The 23,421-nt window shown below is 68.1% G+C and carries 21 protein-coding genes and 2 tRNA genes; 3 read left to right on the top strand and 20 right to left on the bottom strand.

From position 1 onward, the window contains the following. Positions 1–181: 181 nt before the first annotated feature. Positions 182–463, top strand: a complete 282-nt coding sequence (locus ACO2RJ_RS03635; protein WP_423266640.1) for a sulfurtransferase TusA family protein — start codon at positions 182–184, stop codon at positions 461–463. Between the two features lie 56 nt (positions 464–519). Here ACO2RJ_RS03635 and ACO2RJ_RS03630 read toward each other — a convergent pair whose 3' ends face one another. Together ACO2RJ_RS03630 and ACO2RJ_RS03625 are read right to left on the bottom strand one after the other, a co-directional pair. Next, complete coding sequence (locus tag ACO2RJ_RS03630) at positions 520–1,320, bottom strand: phytanoyl-CoA dioxygenase family protein (protein WP_423266639.1); 801 nt, start codon at positions 1,318–1,320, stop codon at positions 520–522. Positions 1,321–1,351: 31 nt separating this feature from the next. Further along, on the bottom strand, positions 1,352–2,026 hold the full coding sequence (locus tag ACO2RJ_RS03625) for a GntR family transcriptional regulator (RefSeq protein ID WP_423266638.1): 675 nt from the start codon (positions 2,024–2,026) through the stop codon (positions 1,352–1,354). A gap of 286 nt (positions 2,027–2,312) precedes the next feature. Between ACO2RJ_RS03625 and ACO2RJ_RS03620 the strand changes: the two genes are divergently transcribed. Continuing rightward, positions 2,313–2,388 (top strand) — tRNA-Lys (locus ACO2RJ_RS03620). A gap of 181 nt (positions 2,389–2,569) precedes the next feature. Here ACO2RJ_RS03620 and ACO2RJ_RS03615 read toward each other — a convergent pair. The 11 genes from ACO2RJ_RS03615 to coaD all read right to left on the bottom strand — a co-directional run bounded on the left by ACO2RJ_RS03615 (position 2,570) and on the right by coaD (position 13,744). After that, positions 2,570–2,803, bottom strand: a complete 234-nt coding sequence (locus ACO2RJ_RS03615) for a hypothetical protein (protein ID WP_423266637.1) — start codon at positions 2,801–2,803, stop codon at positions 2,570–2,572. Positions 2,804–2,841: 38 nt separating this feature from the next. Continuing rightward, positions 2,842–3,330, bottom strand: a complete 489-nt coding sequence (locus ACO2RJ_RS03610) for a pyridoxamine 5'-phosphate oxidase family protein (RefSeq protein ID WP_423266636.1) — start codon at positions 3,328–3,330, stop codon at positions 2,842–2,844. Between the two features lie 191 nt (positions 3,331–3,521). Next, positions 3,522–5,660, bottom strand: coding sequence for a molybdopterin-containing oxidoreductase family protein (locus ACO2RJ_RS03605; RefSeq protein WP_423266635.1), 2,139 nt, complete (start codon positions 5,658–5,660; stop codon positions 3,522–3,524). Positions 5,661–5,939: 279 nt separating this feature from the next. Further along, entirely contained in the window at positions 5,940–7,292 is a 1,353-nt protein-coding gene (locus tag ACO2RJ_RS03600; protein WP_423266634.1) for an HlyD family type I secretion periplasmic adaptor subunit, read from the bottom strand. After that, a complete protein-coding gene (locus ACO2RJ_RS03595) occupies positions 7,289–9,037 on the bottom strand; it encodes a type I secretion system permease/ATPase (protein ID WP_423266633.1) in 1,749 nt (582 codons plus the stop codon). Before ACO2RJ_RS03595 ends, ACO2RJ_RS03600 begins: the two co-directional genes overlap by 4 nt. A gap of 236 nt (positions 9,038–9,273) precedes the next feature. Then, positions 9,274–10,392, bottom strand: coding sequence for a tRNA guanosine(34) transglycosylase Tgt (gene tgt / locus ACO2RJ_RS03590; protein ID WP_423266632.1), 1,119 nt, complete (start codon positions 10,390–10,392; stop codon positions 9,274–9,276). Positions 10,393–10,552: 160 nt separating this feature from the next. After that, positions 10,553–11,644 carry a tRNA preQ1(34) S-adenosylmethionine ribosyltransferase-isomerase QueA gene (gene queA / locus ACO2RJ_RS03585; RefSeq protein WP_423266631.1) on the bottom strand — a complete coding sequence of 364 codons (1,092 nt, stop codon included), beginning with the start codon at positions 11,642–11,644 and terminating at the stop codon, positions 10,553–10,555. Positions 11,645–11,676: 32 nt separating this feature from the next. Continuing rightward, positions 11,677–12,129 (bottom strand): DMT family transporter, encoded by a 453-nt coding sequence (locus ACO2RJ_RS03580; protein WP_423266630.1) that lies wholly within the window; start codon positions 12,127–12,129, stop codon positions 11,677–11,679. 14 nt (positions 12,130–12,143) lie between these two features. After that, the gene (locus tag ACO2RJ_RS03575; RefSeq protein WP_423266629.1) at positions 12,144–12,608 is read right to left on the bottom strand and encodes a peptidylprolyl isomerase; all 465 of its coding nucleotides are present in this window, start codon (positions 12,606–12,608) and stop codon (positions 12,144–12,146) included. Positions 12,609–12,647: 39 nt separating this feature from the next. Then, positions 12,648–13,196: a peptidylprolyl isomerase gene (locus tag ACO2RJ_RS03570; protein ID WP_423266628.1), complete on the bottom strand. Its 549-nt coding sequence runs from the start codon at positions 13,194–13,196 to the stop codon at positions 12,648–12,650. 50 nt (positions 13,197–13,246) lie between these two features. Next, the gene (gene coaD / locus ACO2RJ_RS03565; RefSeq protein ID WP_423266627.1) at positions 13,247–13,744 is read right to left on the bottom strand and encodes a pantetheine-phosphate adenylyltransferase; all 498 of its coding nucleotides are present in this window, start codon (positions 13,742–13,744) and stop codon (positions 13,247–13,249) included. Between the two features lie 151 nt (positions 13,745–13,895). On the opposite strand from coaD, the gene ACO2RJ_RS03560 reads away from it, so the two are divergent. Next, positions 13,896–14,066, top strand: coding sequence for a hypothetical protein (locus ACO2RJ_RS03560; protein WP_423266626.1), 171 nt, complete (start codon positions 13,896–13,898; stop codon positions 14,064–14,066). Between the two features lie 164 nt (positions 14,067–14,230). Here ACO2RJ_RS03560 and ACO2RJ_RS03555 read toward each other — a convergent pair. From ACO2RJ_RS03555 to ACO2RJ_RS03525, 7 genes are all read right to left on the bottom strand, one after another. Beyond that, positions 14,231–14,305 (bottom strand) — tRNA-Ser (locus ACO2RJ_RS03555). Between the two features lie 98 nt (positions 14,306–14,403). Beyond that, entirely contained in the window at positions 14,404–17,142 is a 2,739-nt protein-coding gene (gene gyrA / locus ACO2RJ_RS03550; protein WP_423266625.1) for a DNA gyrase subunit A, read from the bottom strand. 172 nt (positions 17,143–17,314) lie between these two features. Continuing rightward, positions 17,315–19,339: an acyltransferase family protein gene (locus ACO2RJ_RS03545; RefSeq protein ID WP_423266624.1), complete on the bottom strand. Its 2,025-nt coding sequence runs from the start codon at positions 19,337–19,339 to the stop codon at positions 17,315–17,317. Positions 19,340–19,493: 154 nt separating this feature from the next. Further along, the gene (locus tag ACO2RJ_RS03540) at positions 19,494–19,775 is read right to left on the bottom strand and encodes a hypothetical protein (RefSeq protein ID WP_423266623.1); all 282 of its coding nucleotides are present in this window, start codon (positions 19,773–19,775) and stop codon (positions 19,494–19,496) included. A gap of 58 nt (positions 19,776–19,833) precedes the next feature. After that, entirely contained in the window at positions 19,834–21,126 is a 1,293-nt protein-coding gene (locus tag ACO2RJ_RS03535; protein WP_423266622.1) for an RsmB/NOP family class I SAM-dependent RNA methyltransferase, read from the bottom strand. A gap of 95 nt (positions 21,127–21,221) precedes the next feature. Beyond that, positions 21,222–22,814, bottom strand: a complete 1,593-nt coding sequence (locus ACO2RJ_RS03530) for a calcium-binding protein (protein ID WP_423266621.1) — start codon at positions 22,812–22,814, stop codon at positions 21,222–21,224. Positions 22,815–22,974: 160 nt separating this feature from the next. Continuing rightward, on the bottom strand, positions 22,975–23,397 hold the full coding sequence (locus ACO2RJ_RS03525) for an MAPEG family protein (protein ID WP_423266620.1): 423 nt from the start codon (positions 23,395–23,397) through the stop codon (positions 22,975–22,977). Between the last annotated feature and the right edge of the window lie 24 nt (positions 23,398–23,421).

The following is a 23,421-nucleotide window of genomic DNA, read 5'->3' as shown; positions in this document are numbered from 1 at the left end:
CCGACGGCTCACGAGGAAGCTACGATTTGAATCCTTCGAATGTCAAACGCCTCTAGTTTGGAACACCGACGAAAAGACGTGTGAAGATAAGCTGTTAGCGAAGCTCAAGAGCAGGCTCTCGCAACCGTGTGCAGATAGCCGTCGGCTGATAGACGTATTCGATCAAGCCAAGAAGGTGGAAATGGTCAAAGCGCTGAACGAGGACCTCGTCCGACTCGACTTGCGGGGGCTGCGCTGCCCCCTGCCCGTCCTCAGGATCCGCAAGGCGTTGCGAGGCATGGAGCCGGGTTCGACCTTAATCGCGTTCTGCGATGACCCGCTCGCCGCGGTCGACGTGCCTCATTTCGTGAGGACGACCGGCGACGAGTTGATCGAGATCGTCGACGGGCCGGCGCGCGCCTTTCGCATTCGCCGCGCAGCGCCGGCCAGGCCTGAGCCCGGCTCGCGCGCCGCATCATCCTGACCCTGCCGAGCGCCGGGCCGGGCGCAGACGCAGCCGCTTTCCCAAGCCCTTCCGCGTTACTCGGCGGCCTGACGGGGCGCGCGGGCCAGTTGGACCAGCGAATCGTCATCCACCGTTTCGATCGGACGGAAGTCCCGGTGCGCGATGAATTCAGGCCTGGTCGGCGTGCGGATGTAGTTCGAGCAGGCATTGAGCGTCAGATACACGATCTTGCGGGGATAGGGGGTGATGTTGCCGGCGGAGCCGTGCACCAGATTGCCGTGGAACATCAGCATGCTGCCGGCCTTTCCCGTCGGCGCGACGATGCCGCCCTCAGCGACCAGACGCGTCACCGTCTCCTCGTCGAGCGTCCACAGCGGGTAGGACGTCGTCTCGAGGTCATGCGACGCCTTGAGGTCGCCGGCGTTATGGCTGCGGGGCACGAGCATCAGCGGGCCGTTGATCGGCATGACCTCGTCGAGGAAGACCGAGATGTTCATGGCCCGCGGCTCCGGCATGCCGTCGTCGCGCTTCCAGGTGCCGTAGTCCTGATGCCATTGCCAGACCGCGCCGGTGAAGGCGGATTTCGCGTTGATCTTGTACTGATGCATGTAGACGCGCTCGCCGAACAACTGTTCAACCGGACCGATCATGCGCGGATGCGCGCCTAGCAGGCGGAACGCCTCGTTGTAAGTGTGGGCCGCGAAGGCCGTGCGGGGCGCGCCATCCTTCTCGCGCCACACCTCAGGCCGCTGCTCGCTATAGATGGCGAGCGCCTCGCGGCGCAGAAGGTCGACCTCCTCGGAGGTGAACAACTCCGGCAACAGCAGCCAGCCTTCGGTGTGGAACTGTTCGATCTGCTCCTGGTTCAGCCTCATCGCGTCCTCCCTTCTGGTTTTCTTGGCGGTCTCAGGCCGCGGATTGCAGCGACCTCAGTCGTTCCTCCGTCGCGCGTCCGGCGTCGAGAGCGTGGGCCTGCGCCGCCCCCTCCGCGCCCGGTCCGTCGCCGGCCAGGACCCTCCCCGCGATCTCGCGATGCTGGGCCCACACCCGCGTGCGGTAATCCGTGTCGGTCAGCACCGCCGCCATTGAGCGGCGCATGTGCGGCCACTGCGGACCGGCCATCTCCTCGATCGCAGGATTGCCGGAGAGCCGGTACAGCGCGCGGTGGAAGTCGACGTCGAGCGCTATGAGGTCGCCGAGCGGCGTCTGCGCGTCGACCGCCCCGCCTGCGGCGAGCGTCGTCTGAAGCACGGCGCGATCTCCCGCGCAGCAAGCCGCGCGGGCCGCGGCGAGGCGCGCGGCGAGCGCGTCGAGAGCGCTGCGCACCTCATAGACCTGGCGGATGCGTTCGGGGTCGAGCGGCGCGACCTGAAAGCCCTTCCGCCCGCTCTCCGCCACCAGTCCCTGTCGATGCAGCAGGTGCAGCGCATGGCTCACCGGCTGGCGCGACACGCCAAGGCGCTCGGCCAACTCCTGCTGCCGTATGCGTGCGCCGGGCGCGAGGGAATGGTCGATGATCGCCGACAGCAGACGGTCATAGACCTGCTGGATCAGGTTCGGCGAAACAGAAAGCTCGAGCACGAGGCCTAGCGCCCTTACAATTTGGAATTCCGAATTCTATCGGCGCCTGCCAAGCGCGGTCAATCGCGCCTGCCCCGCCTGCCCCCGCTCGAGAGGCGGGCACATCGCCCCTGATCTGGGCGGCGATCGCCGACGGGGATCGGCGTCAAATGACGGGGGGCCCGCAGCGACCGCGATAGGCAGAAACGCCATGCCCTCTTCTGCCGGGCCTGAGACCTAGCGTCGCCGCGAAGAGGCTCGCGTGATGCGGCTGAGGATGCTAGATGACCCCGCCCGCGGGCTGCGGGAGCGCGTAGCTCAGCTGGTAGAGCAACGGACTTTTAATCTGTAGGTCCTGGGTTCGAGTCCCAGCGCGCTCACCAACCCCCTGTGACGACCTTAATTGAGGCGTGGCGCTCCGAGGCGCGCGCCTTTAGCCAACCTCATCGTAGGCCAGACGGCGGGGCGCTCATATCACAGCCCGAACCATCGAGGGTCGGCGATCCCCGCGCTTGCGCCGCGGCCGCTGGCGGCCTGACACGGCGCGGGCGCCGGGTGGAACGATCACACAGGAGGCGGATTGATCGGGCCAGGGCCGGGCCGGGCCGGCTCGTCGATGGACGGATCGATGCCCGGGTCCGGATTCGGCACGATGTCGGGGTCTTGAATCGGAATCTCGTTGGGTTGCGGCGGGGGAACGATGTCCTGCCCCGGAGTCGGCGTCTCGTCCGGGACCGGCGGGCGAATCGGCTCCCCGGGCGTGGGGATCGGAGGCGTCGGCACGTCGGAAGCTGCCATCACGGAGTTCCTTCCTATCGCGGCTGAGACATGAGCCTTCACCCGAGCGCGACCTTGCGGTTCTCGCCGAGGTCCGGCCGCTCGTGCTTCGCGCGCGCCTTCGCGACCTCGAAGGCCACGACGAGCGGGTTCGCCGTGCCGTCCCAGTATTCGCCGGCGTGCGGCGTCACGAGGAGGAGGCGAATGTTCTGGTCGTCCGGCCCGTCCGGGAACCACGTCTTCGCCATCTCGCCCCAATGCGCCTTGATCGCCGCGCGGTCGTTCGAGACCACAGCTGCCCCGGACAAGGAAACGTAGGTGTTGGAATCGGGCTTCGCGAACGCGAGACACACCTCGGGCGCACGGGCGATCTCGTCGTCCTTGTGGGCGCGCGCGTCGGTGAAAAAAGCGATCTCGCCAACGTCCCGGTCGGCCATCGCGTGCATCGGACGGGCGCGCAGATCGGAGCCGGCCTTCGAGGTCAGCATGCACACGCCGATCTCGTCGACCAGCTCCCAGACGCGTGCGACGTTGGATTCTGCAGGCATGGGGAACCTCCTCGACGCTGCGGCGAGCTTCGCCCGCCGCGTGGTGCTTTCACTCCCAACATCTCGCGGCCGAGGAGGTTCCCCGGCCGGAGAGCCGATGCGGCGGATGAACGCGGATGAAAACGCCGGCGGCTCATGCGAGCCGCCGGCGTCGAACAGTCGTCCTGGTCGCAAAGCGTCGAGGCGAACGCTCAGCCCGCGAGACGGACCTCGACGAGGTTGTCGCTGAAGGTCGGCGAATGGCCCATGCCGCCATAGGCCGAGGACGAAATGATGTTGACCGCCCCGTCGCGGTTCAACGAGCGCCAATACCCGAGTGACGCGACCACCACGCCGGGCGGCACGTCCTCGGTCACCTTGGCGGCGCCGTGAAACTGGCCGCGGCCGTTGAACACCTGGACGAGCGCGCCATCCGCCACCCCGCGCGCGCCGGCGTCGGCCGGGTTGATCAGAATCGCCTGCTCGCCCTGGATTCTGATCTTGTGGGCTTCGTTGGCGTATTGCGAGTTCAGGAAGCCGTGGCTCTTGGGCGATACGATGTTGAGCGGGAACCGCCTGGCCTCATCGGGCGAGGTCTCCGCGCTTTCGAAAGGCGCGACGTAGCCCGGCAGCGGGTCGAGCGCCTCGCCGCCCTGCATCTTCTCGTACATCTGGCGGAAGGGCGGCGCGACGAAGTTGCCGTTGTCCTTAGCCGCCTGGGAGAAGAACTCGACCTTGCCCGACGCCGTCGGGAAATCGCCCTCGGCGTGCGGCGTGCGCGTCGCCGGATCGCCGACCGCGAGCCGCCAGTAACCGACCGTGCGGAAGTGATCCATGTCGCAGCCCGCCATTTTCGGCGAGGACCAGTCGATGTACCACTCCATGAGCTCCTTCTCGCTCATGGAGAACTGCGGCTCGTCGAAGCCGAAGCGCTTCGCCAAACGGCGAAACAGCTCGGCGTTCGAGATGGTCTCGCCGGGGGCGGGGATCGCCTTTTCGTTCAGCGTGAAGAAGAAGTGGCCCCAGGAGAACATCATGTCGTCCTGCTCCGCCGCCATGGTCGCGGGCAGCAGAATGTCGGCGTAACGCGCCGTGTCCGTCACGAAATGATCGCTGACGACGGTGAACAGGTCCTCGCGCTCGAGCCCCTTCACGATCTTGTCGGTGTCCGCGGATTGCGAGACCGGGTTGCAATTGTAGACCATCAGCGCGTGTACGCCCGGATCCAGGTCGCTCTCTCCGGTCAGCGCCGCCCCAAGTTTCAGCACGTTGATGGTGCGCGTGCCTTCCGGGATCAGATCTGGACGGCACACCCGGTCCCAGTGCACCGGGAATTCCCACAGCGGCATCTGGTAGACGCCGCCGCCGGGGTCCTTCCAGGCGCCGGTCAGGGCGGGCAGCGAGAAGATCGCCCGCAGGGCCTGGCTGCCGCCGGCTGAACGTTCGACCGCAACGCCAGGCCGCAGCGCCGCGTTGCGGGTCGTCGCGTATTCATGGGCCAGCATGCGGATGTCTTCGGCCGGCACGCCGCAGAGCGTTTCGGCGTATTCCGGCGTAAAGGCCTGCGCCCGCTCCTTCAGTTCGTCGAAGCCGACGGTGTGCTTCTCGACATAGTCCATGTCGGTCAGGTTGCCGTTGATGATCACGTTGATCATCGCCATCGCGAGCGCGCCGTCGGTGCCGGGCTTCGGCTGGATGTGCCAGTCGGCCTCCTTGGCGGTGCGGGACTTGTAGGGGTCGATCACCACCACGCGCGCGCCGTTATGCTTCTGCGCGTCCTTGACGATGTGCCAGTGGTGGATGTTGGTCGAGACCGAGTTGCAGCCCCAGATGATGATGAGCTTGGACTGCGCGAAGGACAGCGGATCCATGCCGTTGGTCGGGCCGACCGTGAGCAGCCACGCCGTGCACGAACCCGAGCCGCAGAAGGTCTTCTCGGCGACGGTCGCGCCCAGCTTGTTGAAGAAGGCGTCTCCGACGGTGAGCCCCTGCACCAGGCCTTCGTTGCCGAGATAGTTGTAGGGCAGGATCGCCTGCGGCCCATGCGTCGCGATCGTGTCGCTGAAGCGGGCATGGATCGTGTCGATCGCCTCGTCCCACGAGATTCGCTCGAACCGGCCTTCGCCTTTCGCTCCGACCCGCTTCATCGGGTGCATCAAGCGATCGGGATTGTAGTGGTGCTTCTCGAAATCCTTGACCTTCACGCACAGCGATCCGCGCGTCATCGGGTGTTCAGGATTGCCCCTCACCGAGACGAGAGTGTCGCCCTCGGTCGTGTAGATCATGGCGCAGGTGTCGGGGCAGTCATGCGGGCACGCCCCCAGATGCGTCTCGGCCTTCGATTCGAGCATGGGACGTCTCCCCCGTCGTGATTGGCCCGACGGCGTGTCCATCGACCGCGCCTATCGGCTGATGGCGGTCATCATAGGTGGCTTGGAATCCTTCCAGCAAGCCGGGCCGGCCGCGGCGAGGTCGCGCGCGCCTTTTGGCCTATGCCGGGCGAGGCCGCGCCCGCTCGCCGCCGCCGTGGGGCGAACGGAACGACCGCGATCGCCGCTGCGCGTACGGCGCGCCCTGGTCAGCAGGTTTCAAGCAACGTCTGTTAGAGAGCCGCGGCCGGGCCGCTGTCGTCACTGTTCGCGGAAGCTCTTGCGGAAGGAGTGCACGACCGGATCGATGAAATACTCCATCGCGACCCGCTTATGCGACTCGACGTAAGCTTCGACGGGCGTGCCGGGCTTCATGTCCTCGAGCTTGGCGTAGGCCGCGAAGGCCTGCCGGTCGACCGCGATTTTGGTGGCGTAATAACTCTCGCGGGTCTGCGGATCGGTGATGATGTCAGCCGCGACCGTCAGCACGCGGCCGGGAATCATCGGCATGTCGCGCATCGGGAACGACGTGAAGGACACCCGCGCCGGCTGGCCGGCCTCGATGTTACGGATCTCCTGCGGCGCGACGCGGCCTTCGATGATGAGGTCGCCGTCCATCGGCACGATCTGCATGATCTCGGTGCCCGGACGAACCACGCCGCCGACCGTCTTGACCTGAAGGTTGAGGACATAGCCGTCGTCCGGCGAGAGCACCTGCGTGCGGGACAGAACGTCCGACGTCGCGGCGAGACGCGCCTGCAGGCCTGCGATCTCGGAACGCGCCTTGGACAGCTCCGTCGAACTCTCGTTCAGGAAGGTCGTCCGCGCGTTGCGGAGGGTGATCTCCTTCTCCACCGCCTCGATCTCGGCGCGCCTGATGTCGGCGTTCAGAGCGGCGATGTCGGTGTCGAGCTCCGATCGGCGGCGCTGAAGAGCCAGCATCTGCGGCTTGCGGGCCAGGCCCTTGTCGAACAGGCCCTTGGTGTCGGCGATTTCGATGTCGATCAGGTCGCGTTGCGCGATCGACCCGTCGATGCGCGCCCTGTTGCCGTCGGCCTGCGCCTTCAGCTTCGTGATCTGCGTCCTCAGCAGCTCCTCGCGCTCGGCGACCTCCCGCACGCTTGTGGTGAAGAGCGCCTTCTGACCCTCGACGAAGTCGGTGAAGTTGGGATCGCCGTCGGCGTTCGCGAGCGCGGCGGAGAAGTCGATGGCGGTGGCGCCCGACAGCTGCGCCGTCAGGCGCGCGGCTTCGGCTTGCCGCCGAGACAGCGTGTTGCGGATCTGGCCGAACGCCGCCTGCGCCTGGGTCCGCTCGAGCGTGATCAGGGGTTGTCCGCGCTTCACGATGTCCCCGTCCCTGACGAGGATTTCCCGGACGATGCCGCCCTCGAGATGCTGGATCGACTTCCGGCTGCCTTCAGGGCTGACGACGCCGCGCACGGCGGCCCCCGCCGACAGAGGCGCCGTCGCCGCCCACACGGCGAACCCGCCCATGAACCCGAAGATCACCACGCCGCCGGCGAGCGCCACGCCGCGCAGGCGGGCCGCGAGCTTCTGGGGGCGCTGGACGAACGACGCGCCTCCGTCGGCCGCCGTGACCGCGGTCTTGCTCATCGGGCTCCCCCAGGAATGGCGCGGACGTCCGACTTCACCGGGCCGACGAGCTCGCGAAGCACCTCGGTCGGAGGGCCGAGTTTGGTGACCTGCCCGTTCTGCATGACCGCGACGCGGTCCGCGAGATGGGCGAGCGCCGGCTTGTGCGTCACAAGAACGACGGTGACGCCCCGCTGCTTCAACGTCGCGATGCAGTTGACCAGCGCGCGCTCGCCCTCGCCGTCGAGGCTCGCATTCGGTTCGTCAAGCACGACCATGCGGGTGTCGCCATAGACCGCCCGCGCGAGCGCGATGCGCTGACGTTGCCCGCCCGACAGCATCGCGCCGCCATTCGCGAGCATCGTGTCGTAGCCCTGCGGCAAAGAGAGGATCAGGTCGTGGCAGCCGGCGAGCTTGGCGGCCTCCACCACGGCCGCGTCGTCCGGCTCGTCAAAGCGGGCGATGACGTCGCGGACCCGGCCTGAGAACAGCTCGGTGCCCTGCGCGAGATAGCCCACGAACTTCCGGCGCTGGTCGTCGCGCCACAGCATGATGTCGCCGCCGTCCAGCCGGACGGTGCCTCGCGTCGGCGTCCTGCTGCCGACGATCGCGCGGCAGAGCGTCGACTTGCCCGACCCCGACGGCCCGATGAAGGCGATGCTCTCGCCTGGTTTCACGGTGAGCGAGACGCTGGCGAGGATCGCCTTGTCGTTGGACGGCGTCATGATGGTGACGCCCTCGATCGTCAGCCGGCCCTCGGGCGTGGGCAGCGCGATCGGGTTCTCGATCAAGGCGCCCGCGGCGTTCAGAAGCCTTCCGATGCGACCCCAGGCCAGCCGGCACTGCTGCAGGCCGCGCCAGGCCGCGATCGACTGATCGAGCGGAGCAAGAGCGCGCGACAGGATGATCGAACTCGCGATCATGCCGCCCGGCGTGATGTGTCCGGACAGCGAGAGCCATGCGCCCAAGGCGAGCGTGCAGATCTGCGCCACGACGCGAAGGAACTTGCCCGCGCCGATCATAAGCGTGCCGCGGTCGGTGGCGTCGGCGAGGATGGACATCGAGGCCTGATTGGCCCGGCTCGCCTTCTCCGCGAGCGGACGAGCGAGTCCCATCGCCGATACGCTGTCGACGTTGCGCGCCGCCTCCGCCAGCACGCGCTGCGCCTCCTGGTGACCCTGCTGCACCCGCTCGGTCGCCGGCTTGGTGACGCGGTCGTTGAGCAGCGCGAGGGCGACGATCAGCACCGAAAATACGAGGCCGAGCAGCCCGAGATATGGATGGATCAAGAGGCAGCAGAACAGGAACATCGGCACCCACGGCACGTCGCAGAGCGACGGCAGCGTCGGGCCGGAGAGAAAACTGCGCACCGTCCGCAGATCGTTGAAGGGCGTGCCTTCCTGCGCGCCGGTGGTCTTCACCAGCCCCCGCTCCGCGCCCATGGCGGCGGCGAACACGGGCTCGAACAGCCGGTCCTCGATCCATTCGCCGATACGGGCGAGAGCGCGCAGACGGATGGTTTCAAGGGCGGCGTAAACCGCAATGGAGGCTGCGGCGATCAGGGTGATGTAGATCAGCGTCTCGACGACGCCCGACCGCAGCACGCGGTCGTAGACCTGCATCATGTACAGCGACGGCACGAGCAGCAGGATGTTGATCGCCACGCTGAAGACCGAAAGCAGGCCGACCGCCGAGCGGAGCTCCAGACGCACCTGCTTCAGCGCCTCGGCGCCGGGCCCTTTGCCCTGATCGCTCGTCTGAGCCATCGACCGTCCCTGCGGTTGAAGCGGCCTCAGAAGTCGGAGGGGCCGCTAATGATCGAGTGAATATGCCCTCGGCGCGCCTTCGCGCAATTGAGGGAAACTGCGTACGCCCCCAATCCTATGCCCGCGTTGTGTAACGCTTCGTCACCCGACGCCGGATCTCTGTAACAGGTACACGCGATCACTGTGAAAGGGCGCACTAGAAACGCTCACGCTACCAAAGTGGGGCGACCCCGGCGTCACCCTTCCTGCGGCTCTCGGCCGACGCTCGCCGCCGCGGCGTAAGCCTCGAAGCGACCCTCGGCGATCGCCGCCCGCGCGCCCGCCATCAGCGCCTGATAGGTCGCCAAATTGGCCCAAGTCAGCAGCATCATGCCCAGGATCTCCCCGGATCTGACGAGGTGGTGCAGATAGGCGCGGGAGTAGTCCCGCAGAGCGGGGCAGTCGCTCTCCTCGTCGAGCGGACGCGGGTCGTCGGCGTGGCGCGCGTTCTTAAGGTTGATCCGACCGAAGCGGGTATAGGCCTGCCCGTGCCGTCCGGCGCGGGTCGGCATCACGCAGTCGAACATGTCGACGCCGCGCGCGATCGCCTTCAAGAGGTCGTCCGGCGCGCCGACTCCCATGAGATAGCGGGGCCGGTCGGCCGGCAGCTCCGGCACGGTCTCGTCGAGCATCGCGAGCATGGTGTCCTGCGGCTCGCCGACCGCGAGGCCGCCGATGGCGTAGCCGTCGAAACCAAGGCGCACGAGGCCGCGCGCCGAACGTTTGCGGAGTTCGGCGACGTCGCCGCCCTGCACGATGCCGAACAGCGCCCTGCCCTCCGGCGCCCCGAACGCCGCCTTCGACCGCTCCGCCCAGTCGAGCGAGAGGAGCATCGCGCGCTCCACCTCCTCGGGCGTCGCCGGAAGGCGCACGCATTCGTCGAGCTGCATGGTGACGTCCGAACCGAGCAGGCGCTGGATCTCCACGGACCGCTCTGGCGTCAGCCGATGCTGCGAGCCGTCGACATGGGAGCGGAAGGTCACGCCGTCGCGGTCAAGCTTCCGCAGCGCCGCCAGCGACATGACCTGGAAACCGCCGCTGTCGGTCAGGATCGGGCGAGGCCAGCGCATGAAATGGTGGAGGCCGCCGAGAGCCGCGACCCGCTCGGCGCCCGGCCGCAGCATCAGGTGGTAGACGTTGCCGAGCACGACGTCGGCCCCGGTCTCCCGCACCTGCTCCGGGTACATCGCCTTCACGGTGGCCGCCGTGCCGACCGGCATGAAAGCTGGCGTGCGGATCTCGCCACGCGGAAATTCCAGTTCGCCCACGCGGGCGGCGCCGTCGGTCGCGGAGATGCGGAAGGGGATCTGGCTCATCGACGCGGACCGGTTGCGGGGCCCGCCTGCGTGCTTCGAGACGCATCGCTGGCGCGATGCTCCTCAGCATGAGGACCGCGTGGAATGGAAACCTCAGCCCCCCTCATGCTGAGGAGGCCCAGAGGGCCGTCTCGAAGCACGCACGCCGTATCCCCCACGCTCACAACCGGCGCTCCGGCAGGAACAGGCAGGCGTCGCCATAGGAATAGAAGCGATAGCGTTCGGCGATCGCATGAGCGTAGGCGCGTCTGACGACGTCGAGTCCGGCGAAGGCCGCGATCAGCATCATCAGGGTCGAACGCGGAAGGTGAAAGTTGGTCAGCATGGCGTCGACGGCCCGGAACGGCGTGCCCGGCGTGATGAAGATGTCGGTCTCTCCCGAGAAGGCCGCGAGCCGTCCGTCCGCGCCGATCGCGCTTTCAAGCAACCGCGTAGAGGTGCTGCCGACAGCGACGACGCGCCCGCCGCGGGCGCGCGTCTCGTTCAACGCTTCGGCCGTCGCGACGTCGAGCGCGCCCCATTCGGAGTGCATCTTGTGGTCGTCGGTGTCCTCGGCCTTCACCGGGAGGAAGGTGCCGGCGCCGACATGCAGCAGCGTCTCGTGGCGCGTCACGCCTTGCGCCTGCAGGGCGGCCAGAAGGGACGGCGTGAAATGGAGCCCGGCCGTCGGAGCGGCGACCGCGCCGGGCTCCCGGGCAAACATCGTCTGATAGTCGGCGGCGTCCTGCGCGTCGGTGGCGCGGCGGCCCGCGATGTAGGGAGGCAGCGGCAGTTCCCCGGCCGCCGCGATCGCGGCGTCGAGATCGGGACCCGCGAGGTCGAAGCGAAGCGTCACCTCTCCGCCTTCGCCGCGCGCCTCCACCGTGGCGTCGAGAGCGCCGAGCAGGCAAACCTCGCCTGCTCCAGCCTCGCCCGCCGTCACGCGGTCGCCGGCCGCGAGCTTCTTGGCTGGTCTTGCGAAGGCTTTCCAGCGGCTGGCGTCGAGGCGCTGGTGAAGCATGAGTTCGACCCGGGCCGCCCCGTCGCCGCGATGGCGGACGGCGGCCAGACGCGCGGGGATCACTCGTGTCGCGTTGACGACCAGCGCGTCGCCCGGCGCAAGGAGGTCGGGAAGGTCGGCGACGACGCGGTCCTCGAGCTCCAGCTCTGCCCCGGGCCGAACGACCAGCAGCCTGGCGGCGTCGCGAGGGACGGCCGGCCGAAGCGCGATCAGCTCGTCCGGCAGGTCGAAGTCGAACAGCGCGACGTCCATCTCGGGAAAGCTCCGGCGCCGGCGGCCGGCGTCTAGTACAGGCGGACGAGCACGGCGCCGGCGATCAGCAGACCGATGCCGGCGAGACGCGCCAGGGTCAACGGCTGGATGTCCAGGCCGAGCAGTCCGAAATGATCGAGGACGGCGGCGGCTGTCAGCTGTCCCGCGATCACGAAGGCGGTGGTCGACGCGATGCCGAGCCGCGGCACAAGCAGCGTCATGCTCGTGACGAAGCAGGCGCCGAGAAGGCCGCCGACGATCCACCACGCCCAGCCGAGGCTGCGGCCGGAGGCGAGCGCCGCCGGCAGACCGCCGCCCGCGACCGAGATCGTGGTAAGCGCCAGCGTGCCCACCCAGAACGACACCGTCGCCGCTACGACGCCGGAGGCCATCCCGCGGGCGAGGCCGGCGTTGACGACGCTCTGCACGGCGAGGCCGCAACCGACGGCCACCGCGAGGAGCGCGACGACGACCTTGGCCAGCACCGCTCGAGTCCTCCTCAGGCGGCGTCGGCGGCGATCTTGATCGACAGGATCTTGTCGGGGTCGGCGACCGGCTCGCCACGCTTGATGTTGTCCACGTTGTTCATGCCGTCCGTGACCTTGCCCCACACGGAGTACTGTCCGTCCAGCCAGGGCGCGTCCTCGAAGCAGATGAAGAACTGGCTGTCGGCCGAATTCGGGTCCATGGCGCGCGCGGCCGACACCGTGCCGCGGGTGTGCTTCTCCTTCGAGAACTCCGCCTTGAGCTTCTTGCCCGAGCCGCCGCGGCCCGTGCCCTCGGGGCAGCCCGTCTGCGCCATGAAGCCGTCGATGACCCTGTGGAAGACCACCCCGTCGTAGAAGCCTTCGCGCACCAGCTCCTTCACCCGCGCGACGTGCTCGGGCGCGAGGTCGGGGCGCATTTCGATGACGATGGCGCCCTTTGTCGTGTCGAGCAGCAGCGTGTTTTCGGGATCGCTCATTTCAGTCTCCTTGAATGGAATCGCCGGGACGGCGGCGTCTCAGCCAGGCCCGCCTGCGAGGCGGATCGATTTGACCTTGTCGGGGCTGGCGACCGTGCCGCCGCCGCCCTGCCCCTTCTTGAGCTGGTCGATGACGTCCATGCCCTCGGTGACCTCGCCGACGACGGTGTACTGCCCGTCGAGCCATGGGGCCGGCGCGAAGCAGATGAAGAACTGGCTGTTGGCGCTGTTCGGATCGGACGTCCGCGCCATACCGACGACGCCGCGCTTGAAGCTCTCGCGCGAAAACTCGGCCGGCAGATCTGGGTATTTCGAGCCGCCTTCGCCCGTCCCGGTGGGGTCGCCGGTCTGCGCCATGAAGCCCGCGATGACCCGGTGGAACGGCACGCCGTCATAGAATTTCTCGGCCACGAGTTGCTTGATGCGCTCAACATGCTTCGGCGCGAGGTCGGGTCTCAGCCGGATGGTCACGGTTCCCTTGGTGGTCTCCATGACGACGGTCGGGCCGGCCGGCGCCTTGGGCGCGGCGGTTGCGGCGCCCGGCGCGACGAGCGCTATGGCCGTGAGAAGGGCGGCGAGCAGTTTCATGACATGGAACCTCAAGGCCAGAGTGTTCAGAGCCGCGCCGCTGCGGGCGGTCAGGAGGCGAAGCGGGCGGCGAGCCGGCCGACGACGACGTCCGGGACGAAGGGGGAGACGTCGCCGCCCATCGCCGCGATCTGGCGGACGAGCGTGGCGTTGATCGGGCGCACCGAGGGCGCGGCCGGCAGAAATACGGTCTGTAGTCCGGCGTCGAGTTCGGCGTTCATGCCGGCCATCTGCATCTCATAGTCGAAATCTGTTCCGTCGCGCAGCCCCCGCACCAGGAGAGTCGCCTCGAACCGTCGTGCGGCGTCGACGACGAGCCCGTCGAACGTTCCGACCTCGAACGCCGTTCCGCAGCGCTCCGCCAGCGGCCGGCAGGTCTCGGTGAGCATCGTCGAACGCTCCTCGATCGAGAACAGCGGCGTCTTGCCCGCATGGGTCCCGATCGCGACCACCAGCCGATCGACGAGCCGGCACGCGCGCGCGACGATATCGAGATGGCCGTTGGTCACCGGGTCGAACGAGCCGGGATAGATGGCGATGCGAGGCATTGCGGCTCCGGCAGCGTTAGGGCGCCGTGCTTACCCCGCGGCGGCGGTCTCCCGCAAGCGATCCCGCCGTGAACGCATGATGAACGCGCGAGCCAGACAGCGTTCAGTCGCGATCCTTAGTCTCGGGACTCGAAACATCGAGGAGGTCGCAATGATCAAACCGACGATGCGCGTGACAGGCCTGAAAACGGCGTTCGCGGCGACCGCGGTCCTGATTGCGGCCGCCGCCCTGGCCATCCTGGCGACGGCGTCGGTCGACGGAGCTTCGTCCCGATCGGGACTGAACGCCGGCTTCCTCGACCAAGGGCCCCTCGAGCGTTGACCCCCGCCGCGAACCGGCGACGGAACGGATTTCCGCCCCTCTCCGCTCCGGACACGCACGAGGACGCCCGGCCGCATGGGGACCGGCCGGGCGACTGATCCGCCGCCCTCGGCGGACGAAAACGGAAGCGGCGTCTCCAGATCCTGGAGACGCCGCTTCAATTTTGGAGGCCCAGCCTGGATTTGAACCAGGATGAAGAGACGTTCCCGCCCCCCGGGTAGCCATTCCCCCACCGGGCCATAGCGCAAGACTGCACGGGAACCGGGCGCACACGCAATCAGGACAGGAAATTAGCGTTAACGAAGCTCGCGTCGCGTCCCGAAGGCTTCGCCCAGGCTCAGACGTCGTCGACGTCGCCCTCCGCGCCGGCCTCTTCCTCGATATGCTCCACCGAGACCACGCGCTCGCCGTCGCCGGTCGAGAACACGATCACGCCTTGCGTCGAGCGCCCGGCGAGCCGGATGCCGTCGACGGGACACCGGATGGTCTGCCCGGCGTTGGTGACGAGCATGATCTGGTCGGAATGCTGCACGGGGAAGGAGGCGACGAGCGATCCGTTGCGGTCATTCGTGACCATCGCCACGATGCCCTTGCCGCCGCGGCCCGTGACCCGGTACTCGAAGGACGACGAGCGCTTGCCGTAGCCGTTCTCCGAAACGGTCAGGATAAGCTGCTCCGCCTCGCTCATCGCGGCGTAGCGCTCGCCGCCGAGCTCGATGTCCGCCCCGCCGGCTTCGATCTCGCCTTCCGCCTCCGACCCGGCGTCGTCGGCGACGCTTTCGCCCTGCCCGCGCCGGACCGCGTTCGCACGCTTGAGATAGGCGACGCGTTCGTCCGGCGTCGCCTCGAAATGCCGCAGGATCGACAGCGAGATGACGTTGTCCCCGGGCGCGAGCGTGATGCCCCGGACGCCTACGCTGTCGCGGCCCTTGAAGACGCGCACGTCGGTCGCGGCGAAGCGGATGCACTGGCCGAGGCGGGTGGTGAGCAGGACGTCGTCGTCCTCCGAGCAGATCTGGACGTCGACGATCGCCTCGCCCTCATCGAGCTTCATCGCGATCTTGCCGGAGCGGTTCACGTTGACGAAGTCGGAGAGCTTGTTCCGCCGCACGGTGCCGCCGGAGGTGGCGAACATCACGTCGTAGCGCGCCCAGTCCGCCTCGTTCTCGGTGAGCGGCATGATCGTGGTGATGCGCTCGCCCGGATCGAGCGGCAGCAGATTGATCAGAGCCTTGCCGCGCGCCTGCGGGGCGGAGAGCGGCAGCTTCCAGACCTTCAACTTGTAGACTTGGCCGAGCGAGGAGAAGAACAGCACCGGCGTGTGGGTGTTCGCCACGAACAGCCGGCTGACGAAATCCTCCTCGCGGGTCGCCATCCCCGACCGGCCTTTGCCGCCGCGGTTCTGCGAGCGGTAGGTCACGAGCGGCACCCGCTTGATGTAGCCGCCATGGGTGAAGGTGACGACCATGTCCTCGCGCTGGATGAGGTCCTCATCCTCGAAGTCCGCCTCAGACTCCAGAATCTCCGTCCGGCGCGGCGTGGCGAAGGAGGCTTTGGCGGCGAGCAACTCCTCGCGGACGATCGCCTGAACGCGGGCGCGGGAGCGCAGGATCTCGAGGTAGTCGGCGATCTCGGCCGCGAGCTTGTCGAGCTCCTCCCCGATCTCTTCGCGACCGAGCGCCGTGAGGCGCTGCAGGCGAAGGTCGAGGATCGCGCGGGCCTGCTCCATCGACAGCCGATAGGTGCCGTCGTCCTGCAGCCGGTGACGCGGGTCGTCGATCAGCACGATCAGCGCCTCGACGTCGCGCGCCGGCCAGTCCCGGTCCATCAGGCGCTCGCGCGCCGTCGCCGGGTCGGGCGCGGTGCGGATCAGGCGGATGACCTCGTCGATGTTCGCGACCGCAATGGCGAGGCCGACCAACACATGCGCCCGATCGCGCGCCTTGTTGAGACGGAACTTGGTGCGACGGCTGACCACCTCTTCGCGGAAGGCGATGAAGGCGACGAGCATGTCGCGCAGCGACATCAGTTCCGGCCGGCCGCCGGTCAGCGCCACCATGTTGGCGCCGAAGGTCGTCTGCAGCGCCGAGAAGCGGAACAGCTGGTTCAGCACGACGTCGGCGACGGCGTCGCGCTTGAGCTCGATCACCATGCGCATGCCCTGGCGGTCGCTCTCGTCGCGCAGGTCGGAGATGCCCTCGACGCGCTTTTCGCGGACGAGATCGGCGATCCGCTCGATCAGGGTCGCCTTGTTCACCTGATAGGGCAGCTCGGTGACGATAAGCGCCTCGCGATCCTTGCGGATCTCTTCGGTCTCGACCTTCGCCCGCATCACGATGGAGCCGCGGCCCGTGGTGTAGGCCGAGCGGATGCCGCCGCGGCCGAGAATGCGGCCTGCGGTCGGAAAATCCGGGCCGGGAACGATCTCGAGCAGCGCCTCGACGTCGAGCTCGGGCGTCTCGATCAGCGCCACGCAGGCGTCGACGACTTCGCCCAGATTGTGCGGCGGGATGTTGGTCGCCATGCCGACTGCGATGCCGCCGGCGCCATTGACGAGCAGGTTCGGAAACTGGGCCGGAAGGACCTTCGGCTCGCGCTCGGAGCCGTCGTAATTGTCCTGGAAATCGACCGTGTCCTCGTCGATGTCGGACAGCAGCGACATCGCGGGCTTCGCGAGCCGGATCTCCGTGTACCGCATCGCCGCCGGCGGATCGCCGTCGACGGAGCCGAAGTTCCCCTGGCCGTCGGCGAGCGGCAGCCGCATCGAGAACAGCTGCGCCATGCGCACGAGCGCGTCGTAGATCGATTGGTCGCCGTGAGGATGGTATTTACCGATGACGTCGCCGACGACGCGGGCGGATTTTCGGTACGGCCGATCCGGGAAGTAGCCGTTCTCGTTCATTGAGAACAGGATGCGTCTGTGAACCGGCTTGAGCCCGTCCCGCACGTCGGGCAGCGCCCGCGCGACGATCACGCTCATCGCGTAATCGAGATAGGATCGACGCATCTCGTCGGCGATGGAGACGAGGCGGACGTCGGAGGGTTCGCCCGACGTCGGATCGGTGGGATCGGCCAAGATCTTGGGACTTTCTATCGTTCAACGCGCGCGGGACGTTAGACGATTCCGGCGACGAAGGCCAATCTCCCGCCGCGTTGCGCACATCAAAATAAGCGCAGCAGATCATACACTTAGATGACGGGAGTTCGCAGCTTCCGTAATGGGCGATCTCGACGGGGGCGCCGGCGCCTCAGGGCGCCGCCGGCCTGGAGCTTTTGGCGGCGTCCGGGCGACGACGCGCAAGCTCCGCGAACAGCGGGTCGTAGAGACCGCTCAACTCCGTCGCGGCGGTCAGGCTGATATGGTCTTCGTCGGAATACAGCAGCACCCCGTCGCGCTCCACCCGGCACGTCGCGTCGTCGCAGAACGCCGGGGTCGGGTCGATCACCTCGCCGCCATGGCGGCCGGCCACGGCGGTCAGGATCGCGAGGGGACGCGCCTGCCTGGCGGCGACCGCGGAACGCGCCGGCGCAAGGTTCGGCGTCTCGTTTTGCAGAAGCTCTCTCGCGGTGGCGTAAGGCACGTCATAGCCGGGCTCTGGCGTGTCCATGACGAGCACCGGCGTGACGCCGGCCGCCCGGAGCCTCGCCAGCGTGGCGTCGAGCGCCGCCTCCAGGCGGACGTCTTCCCCGGCGACGGGAGGCTTGATCTTTCGCGGATCGAAGAAATAGCCCTCATTGCCGAATTCCGAACCGAGCGCGTATTTCGGCCAGCGCGCGACGAGGAAGACGTAGGCCGGCCTCTGGGCTTCGACATAGTCGAGCGCCGCGGCGTTGGTCTCGTGGCAGCGCCGCTCCGTCCGATCGCGCACGTCGAGCGTGTCGTAGCCCGGGAGCGGGGGACAGGATCCCGCCCCCACGAACGCGCCCGACGCGCCGTGACGGCCGGCCGACGTCAGGATCGCCGGCGCCATCGACGCCGCATGGCTGTCGCCCCAGATCACGAAATCAGGTCGCGCCGCCGCGCTCGCGGCTCCGAAGCGGCACATCCGTCCGGAGCGGATGTCGTCCGGCGTCGGACCGCTTCGCCCCTTGGTGTCCACAAAGCACCGGTCGCCGTCCTTCCAGACGTCCTTGCCTGCGGCGAAGGCCGCGCGCACATTCGCCGGCATCTGGCCGGCCATGCCGTCGGACATGTCGAAGCTCGCCCCGACGGCGCAGGCGACGGCCGTGGCGGCCGTCGCCGCGCCGAACACGCGCCAATAGGCGCCGAAGCGGGCGGGCCGCCGGAAGGGTTGCTCGACATAGACGTAGGAGAGCGCCGCGATCGCGAGCGACAGCGCGATGACGGCGACCGACTCCCAGCCCTGGACCGGGTCGCCGCCGCGGTATTCGATCAGCGCGATCAGCGGCCAGTGCACGAGGTAGAGGGAATAGGAGATCCTGCCTACGGCGACGAGCAGCGGAGCCCCCAGAATCTGCGCGGCCCGCGTGCCTTCCCGGGCGCAGGCGATGACGAGCGCCGCGCCCACAGTCGGCAGCAAAGCCGCAAGGCCGGGAAATCCGACGGAGTCGTCGTAGAGGAGGTAGGCCGCGCCGATCATCGCGATCCCGAGCCCCGCCATCGGCGACCCAAAGCGCAGGCGCGGCAGCGGCCTGAGCGCGATCAGCGCGCCGAGCAGCAGCTCCCAGACGCGGAACGGAGCGAGGAAGAACGCCGCCTGCGGCTTCTCGGCGACCGCCCAGACGCTTGCGGCGAGCGAGATGACGAACAGCGCCAGGAGCACGGGGACGACCGCACGCCTCGCGCGCCGCCACAGCGCGGCGAGCAGCAGAGGATAGACGAGATAGAACTGCTCCTCGATGCCGAGCGACCAGGTGTGGAGCAGCGGCTTGGTCAGCGACTCCGTGTCGAAATAGCCGGCCTCGAGCCAGAAGTGAACATTCGCGACCATCAGCGCCGCTGCGACCGCGCTCTCGCCGAAGGCGTCGAGATCGGGAGGCAGCAGGACGAAGGGGGCGACGGCCGCCGTGATCCCGATGGTCGCGAGCAGCGCCGGCGCGATGCGTCGGACCCGGCGCTCGTAGAAGCCTGCGAGGGTGAACCCGCCCCGAGCGAGCTCGGCGGACAGCACGCCAGTGATGACATAGCCGGAGATGACGAAGAACACGTCCACCCCGGCGTATCCGCCCGGGAGAATCCCCCCGGCGTGGAACAGCAGCACGGCCAGCACGGCCACCGCGCGCAGGCCGTCGATCTCGGGCCGATAGGTCATGGAACGCTCGTCATCGTCCCGCGACCGTGTGGCCGCTTACGCAGGTCGGCGCAAGACCGAAATCAGCGCATGACGAAGACCCGTGTCGCCTTCAAGCGAAACGCGACTTCACGCCCGGCTCAGTCGGAGGCGCCCGACCGCCCATCAATCGGGGTCAGAGCGAGCCGCCGCCGTCGGGGCGGGCGGGCTCCGGCGCCGTCGTCGGCGGGGTGACGGATCCCGCGACAGGGCTGCAGGCCGTGGGCGCGGCCTGAGGGAACCTTTGGTTGAGCTTGCCGCAACCCCAGTCCCGCATCGGACCGGGGATCCACGGCGTGAGGGCCACGCCGACCTTGTCGTTCGGGTTCGAGCCCCAGGTCGCGTACCACGTCCAGTATCCCGCGACGAGGATGACCAGAAGGCCGAGAAGCTGCAGAAAACCGCTGATCGTACGCATTGTCTGGACCGACTCCTGGCGCCCTCGATCTTTCGAAATGGCTTAGCCCCGCCTCCGGTCAACCCCGCGTCAGCACGGCGACGAAAAAGCCGTCCGTGCCGGAGCGCCGCGGGCTGAACAGCAGCGCGTCGCCCGCGCTATTCGCGAAGCGCGCGAGGGCGGGGAGTCCAGCTCCGACCGCCGCCTCCGCGGGCGGCGTCGCGGCGAAGTCGGGACGGCGCGCGAGAAAGTCGGCGACGCGGTCCTCGTTCTCCTCCGTCAGCAGCGAGCAGGTGACGTAGACGAGCCGTCCTCCCGATCGGGTCAGTCGGGCGGCGTCGTCGAGGGCCGCGTCCTGCTCCCCCATGCGCATCTGCAGCGCGTTCGGCCGCATCCGCCATTTGGCGTCCGGGTTGCGGCGCCACGTGCCGACGCCGGTGCAGGGCGCGTCGACCAGAACGAGATCGGCCTTGCCCTCCAGGTCGGCGAGCACGTCGGCGCCGCCCCGCGGCGAGCGAATCTGCAGGTTGCGGACGTCGGCCCGTGTCGCACGGTCGGTCAGCGGCGCAAGGCGCCGCAGGTCCGAATCGTGCGCGTAGAGCTGGCCGCGGCCCGCCATCTGCGCGGCGAGCGCCAGCGTCTTACCGCCCGCGCCGGCGCAGAGGTCCACGACCTGCTCGCCAGGCGCCGCGGCCGCGATCAGGGCGGCGAGCTGGGAGCCCTCGTCCTGCACCTCAACGAGACCCTTGAGATGGGCCGGCTCCGCCTGCACCGGCGGGCCTCGGCCGTCGTCGGTCAGCGGCACGCGCAGGCCGATCGGCGACAGGGGGGTCGGCTCTGGTCGGAGATGATCCAGTTCGCGCAACGCCTTGTCGCGGTCGCCCTTCAGCGTGTTGACCCGCAGGTCAAGTGGCGCTCGATGCGCGAGCGCCGCCCCCTCCCCCGCGCGATCCTCGCCGAAGGTTCGAGCGAGCGAGGCGTCGAGCCATTCGGGATAGTCGCCGCGGACATGGTCGGGCGCGCCGTCGAGCGAACCCGAGACGATCGCCGCCCGTTCGGCGTCGTCGAGCGGGGGCGGCGCGTGGCGGCCTTCGGAGAAGGCCTGCGCGATCGCGCCGACGGCTTGGCCGCGGCCGAAGGCCAGCGCGCCCAAGATCAGCGCGCGCGGCGTGTCGGAGCCCATGCGCCACGCGATCGACGACCGCGCACGCAGGGCGTCGTAGATCAGGCTCGCGATTCGCGCGCGATCGCCGGAGCCGGCGAAGCGGTTCGCGGCGCCCCATTCTTTCAACGCTTGGGAGGCCGGGCGGCGGCGCGCCTCGAGCTCCGAGAGAACCTCGATCGCGGCGAGCGCGTGGGCGGCGGGGGTCATGGGTCGGGGTCGCGCTCCGGAAGCTTGAAGCTTGCGCAGGAACACGACCGGGGACGCCATGACAAGGCCGCGCCGCCCGAAGCGGCGGCGCGGCCTCAGACGATGAAGTCGTCGACGCCCAGGAAGGCCAGCTTGCGACCCACCAGCGTCACCACCGCGGAGCCTCCGCCGTCGTCGTCGAACAGACGGATCTGGACGTCGGCGCCGACCTGCCGCGCGTCCGCCAAGGCGTCCTCCGCGTCGTCATAATGGAAGGCGGAGACGTCGAGCCGATCGAGACGGTCGAAGTCCATGACCTTGTCGGCGCCGCCCTTGGGCCGGAACACGAACACGTCGCCCTTACCGCCGCCATAGAGCACGTCGTTTCCGGCGGCGCCGATCAGCATGTCGGCGCCCTCGCCGCCGATCAGCCGGTCGACGCCCGCTCCGCCGTCGAGCGTGTCGGCGCCCGCCCCGCCATTCAGCGTGTCGTTGCCGCCGGCGCCGAGGATGATCTCCCCGGGGTTCTTGCCGGCGATCTGCTCCGACCTGGCCGTCCCCACCTTCGGCGCCGGGACGCCGTCGGCGTAGACCAGACCGTTCGCCGTAAAGATCTTGACGTAAGATCCGTCGGGCAGGCGCGCGTACTCGGTGTCGTCGCTGGGCGAAGCCAGGCCCGCTCCGTCGCTTCCGAAATACTCGGTGACGATGTCGTCGGAGATCGCAACGCCCTTCTTGTCGAAAAAGCGGATGGACTGGGTCTCGCGGAACGGCGCCAGCGGCGAGAACTCTTCGCTCCAGGCGATCGCGAAGCATTTCTCGAAGGACAGGACCTCCGGCGCAGTCTGGTTGCCACCGAGATCGGTGTTGACCGAGAACTCCTTGCTGAGGGCGGCGCCGTTCTCGCCGTAGACGCGGGCGTGAACATCGAAATTGATGTTCTGACCCTTATCCAACGTCGTCCAGGTGACGACGTAGCCGCCGGTGTCGAGCTCTTCCGCCTTCACGCTGAAGCGGGCCAAGGAGAACAGGTCCAGGCTGCGCATCTCGACGCTGTTGATCTTGAACGTCGCGCCGGCCTTGCCGTTCGCGTCGAAATTTACCGCCTTCAATTGGCTGTCCGCGGCGCGAAAGATCGCGACGCCGCCCTTGCCGTTGCTCACGACCGTCTGCTCGTAGGTCGCGGCGCCGAACGGCCCGGCGACGTCGTCCTCGATGACGACCGGCTTGCCCACCGGCTTCATCGACTTGTCGAGGATGAACAGCGTGGTGTCTTCGCCGCCGGTGGCGGCGCTCCGCGTCACCAGCGCGACCTTACCGCCGGGAAGCGGCGCGAGGTCGTGGATGAAGCTCGCCGGGAACTTGTCGGTGATCACCGTCGAAGGGCTGGACTTGCCCGTGGCCGCGTCGATCACCGTGCTCTCGAGCGTGATCGGATTGGCGGTCTTCCAGACCATCCCGTATTTGTCGCCGCCGAGCTCGACGAACTCCGGCAACCCCTCGAGGAAGCCCGGCCCTTCGACCGTGACCGCCTTGCCGATCGGCGCGCCATTGGCCGAGAACCGCTGATATTGAACCTCGGTGTTGAAGCCCGCGACCTTGTTCCAGCCCGCGATGAACCCCGTCTTCGTTCCGATCGCTTCGAAGAACGTGTAGCTCTGGCCCGAGGCCGGCCTGGTCAAAGCGATCGGCGTCGTCGGAATCGGCATGCTGTCCCCCATGCTATGCGCACCACGGGGCGGACCATTATCGAGCGGCAATAAAACCGCAATAGAAATAGGTCACGTTTCCGTCATATACGTGGATGTACTTATTACTATTGCATTGTCATTCGATTACTTACTTTGGAATGCACGTCGCGATGGGCCGTCAGAGGCTCGCGAGCACGCGCAGCGCGAAGATCGCCCACATCGCCGCCAGAACCACGACCCCGGCCGCGAACAGCGGGTGGCGCAGCCTGATCCGGTTGGCGTGGGTGTGCTCGAACGCGTGCGCCCAGCGCGTCGCGACGAAGATCCACGCCAGGACGACGAACAGCAGGTCGGCCTTGTGGGTCAGCATCGCGAGCGGGACCAGCGCGTAGAACAGCGGAGGGAGTTCGAGCTGATTGTGGAAGCAGTCCGAGACCTGCTGCGTCCGGCCTGGCCACTCGAAGGTCCGCGGCGACGCCCGGCTCGTCTTGACCTCTCCGGCGCGCACCGCGGTCAGGCGAACCCGGCCCATCCAGAACAGCAGGACGAAGGCCAGCAGAACAAGCGCAAAGACCGGGGCGAGAACCGCTTGGACGGACATAGGCTAACTCGCCCCTCTGCGCTT

Origin of the sequence: Hansschlegelia sp. KR7-227, from assembly GCF_049446035.1 — a bacterium.
Taxonomy (GTDB): domain Bacteria; phylum Pseudomonadota; class Alphaproteobacteria; order Rhizobiales; family Methylopilaceae; genus Methylopila.
The sequence above is the reverse complement of the archived record's forward strand: the minus strand, read 5'-3'. Positions and strand labels throughout refer to the sequence as shown.

Bases quoted from the DNA above. Each gene is read 5' to 3' on its own strand.
- ACO2RJ_RS03635 (WP_423266640.1), top strand. From the start codon at position 182: ATGGTCAAAGCGCTGAACGAGGACCTCGTCCGACTCGACTTGCGGGGG.
- ACO2RJ_RS03630 (WP_423266639.1), bottom strand. From the start codon at position 1,320: ATGAGGCTGAACCAGGAGCAGATCGAACAGTTCCACACCGAAGGCTGG.
- ACO2RJ_RS03615 (WP_423266637.1), bottom strand. From the start codon at position 2,803: ATGGCAGCTTCCGACGTGCCGACGCCTCCGATCCCCACGCCCGGGGAG.
- ACO2RJ_RS03610 (WP_423266636.1), bottom strand. From the start codon at position 3,330: ATGCCTGCAGAATCCAACGTCGCACGCGTCTGGGAGCTGGTCGACGAG.
- ACO2RJ_RS03605 (WP_423266635.1), bottom strand. From the start codon at position 5,660: ATGCTCGAATCGAAGGCCGAGACGCATCTGGGGGCGTGCCCGCATGAC.
- ACO2RJ_RS03600 (WP_423266634.1), bottom strand. From the start codon at position 7,292: ATGAGCAAGACCGCGGTCACGGCGGCCGACGGAGGCGCGTCGTTCGTC.
- ACO2RJ_RS03595 (WP_423266633.1), bottom strand. From the start codon at position 9,037: ATGGCTCAGACGAGCGATCAGGGCAAAGGGCCCGGCGCCGAGGCGCTG.
- tgt (WP_423266632.1), bottom strand. From the start codon at position 10,392: ATGAGCCAGATCCCCTTCCGCATCTCCGCGACCGACGGCGCCGCCCGC.
- queA (WP_423266631.1), bottom strand. From the start codon at position 11,644: ATGGACGTCGCGCTGTTCGACTTCGACCTGCCGGACGAGCTGATCGCG.
- ACO2RJ_RS03575 (WP_423266629.1), bottom strand. From the start codon at position 12,608: ATGAGCGATCCCGAAAACACGCTGCTGCTCGACACGACAAAGGGCGCC.
- ACO2RJ_RS03570 (WP_423266628.1), bottom strand. From the start codon at position 13,196: ATGAAACTGCTCGCCGCCCTTCTCACGGCCATAGCGCTCGTCGCGCCG.
- coaD (WP_423266627.1), bottom strand. From the start codon at position 13,744: ATGCCTCGCATCGCCATCTATCCCGGCTCGTTCGACCCGGTGACCAAC.
- ACO2RJ_RS03560 (WP_423266626.1), top strand. From the start codon at position 13,896: ATGATCAAACCGACGATGCGCGTGACAGGCCTGAAAACGGCGTTCGCG.
- ACO2RJ_RS03545 (WP_423266624.1), bottom strand. From the start codon at position 19,339: ATGACCTATCGGCCCGAGATCGACGGCCTGCGCGCGGTGGCCGTGCTG.
- ACO2RJ_RS03540 (WP_423266623.1), bottom strand. From the start codon at position 19,775: ATGCGTACGATCAGCGGTTTTCTGCAGCTTCTCGGCCTTCTGGTCATC.
- ACO2RJ_RS03535 (WP_423266622.1), bottom strand. From the start codon at position 21,126: ATGACCCCCGCCGCCCACGCGCTCGCCGCGATCGAGGTTCTCTCGGAG.
- ACO2RJ_RS03530 (WP_423266621.1), bottom strand. From the start codon at position 22,814: ATGCCGATTCCGACGACGCCGATCGCTTTGACCAGGCCGGCCTCGGGC.
- ACO2RJ_RS03525 (WP_423266620.1), bottom strand. From the start codon at position 23,397: ATGTCCGTCCAAGCGGTTCTCGCCCCGGTCTTTGCGCTTGTTCTGCTG.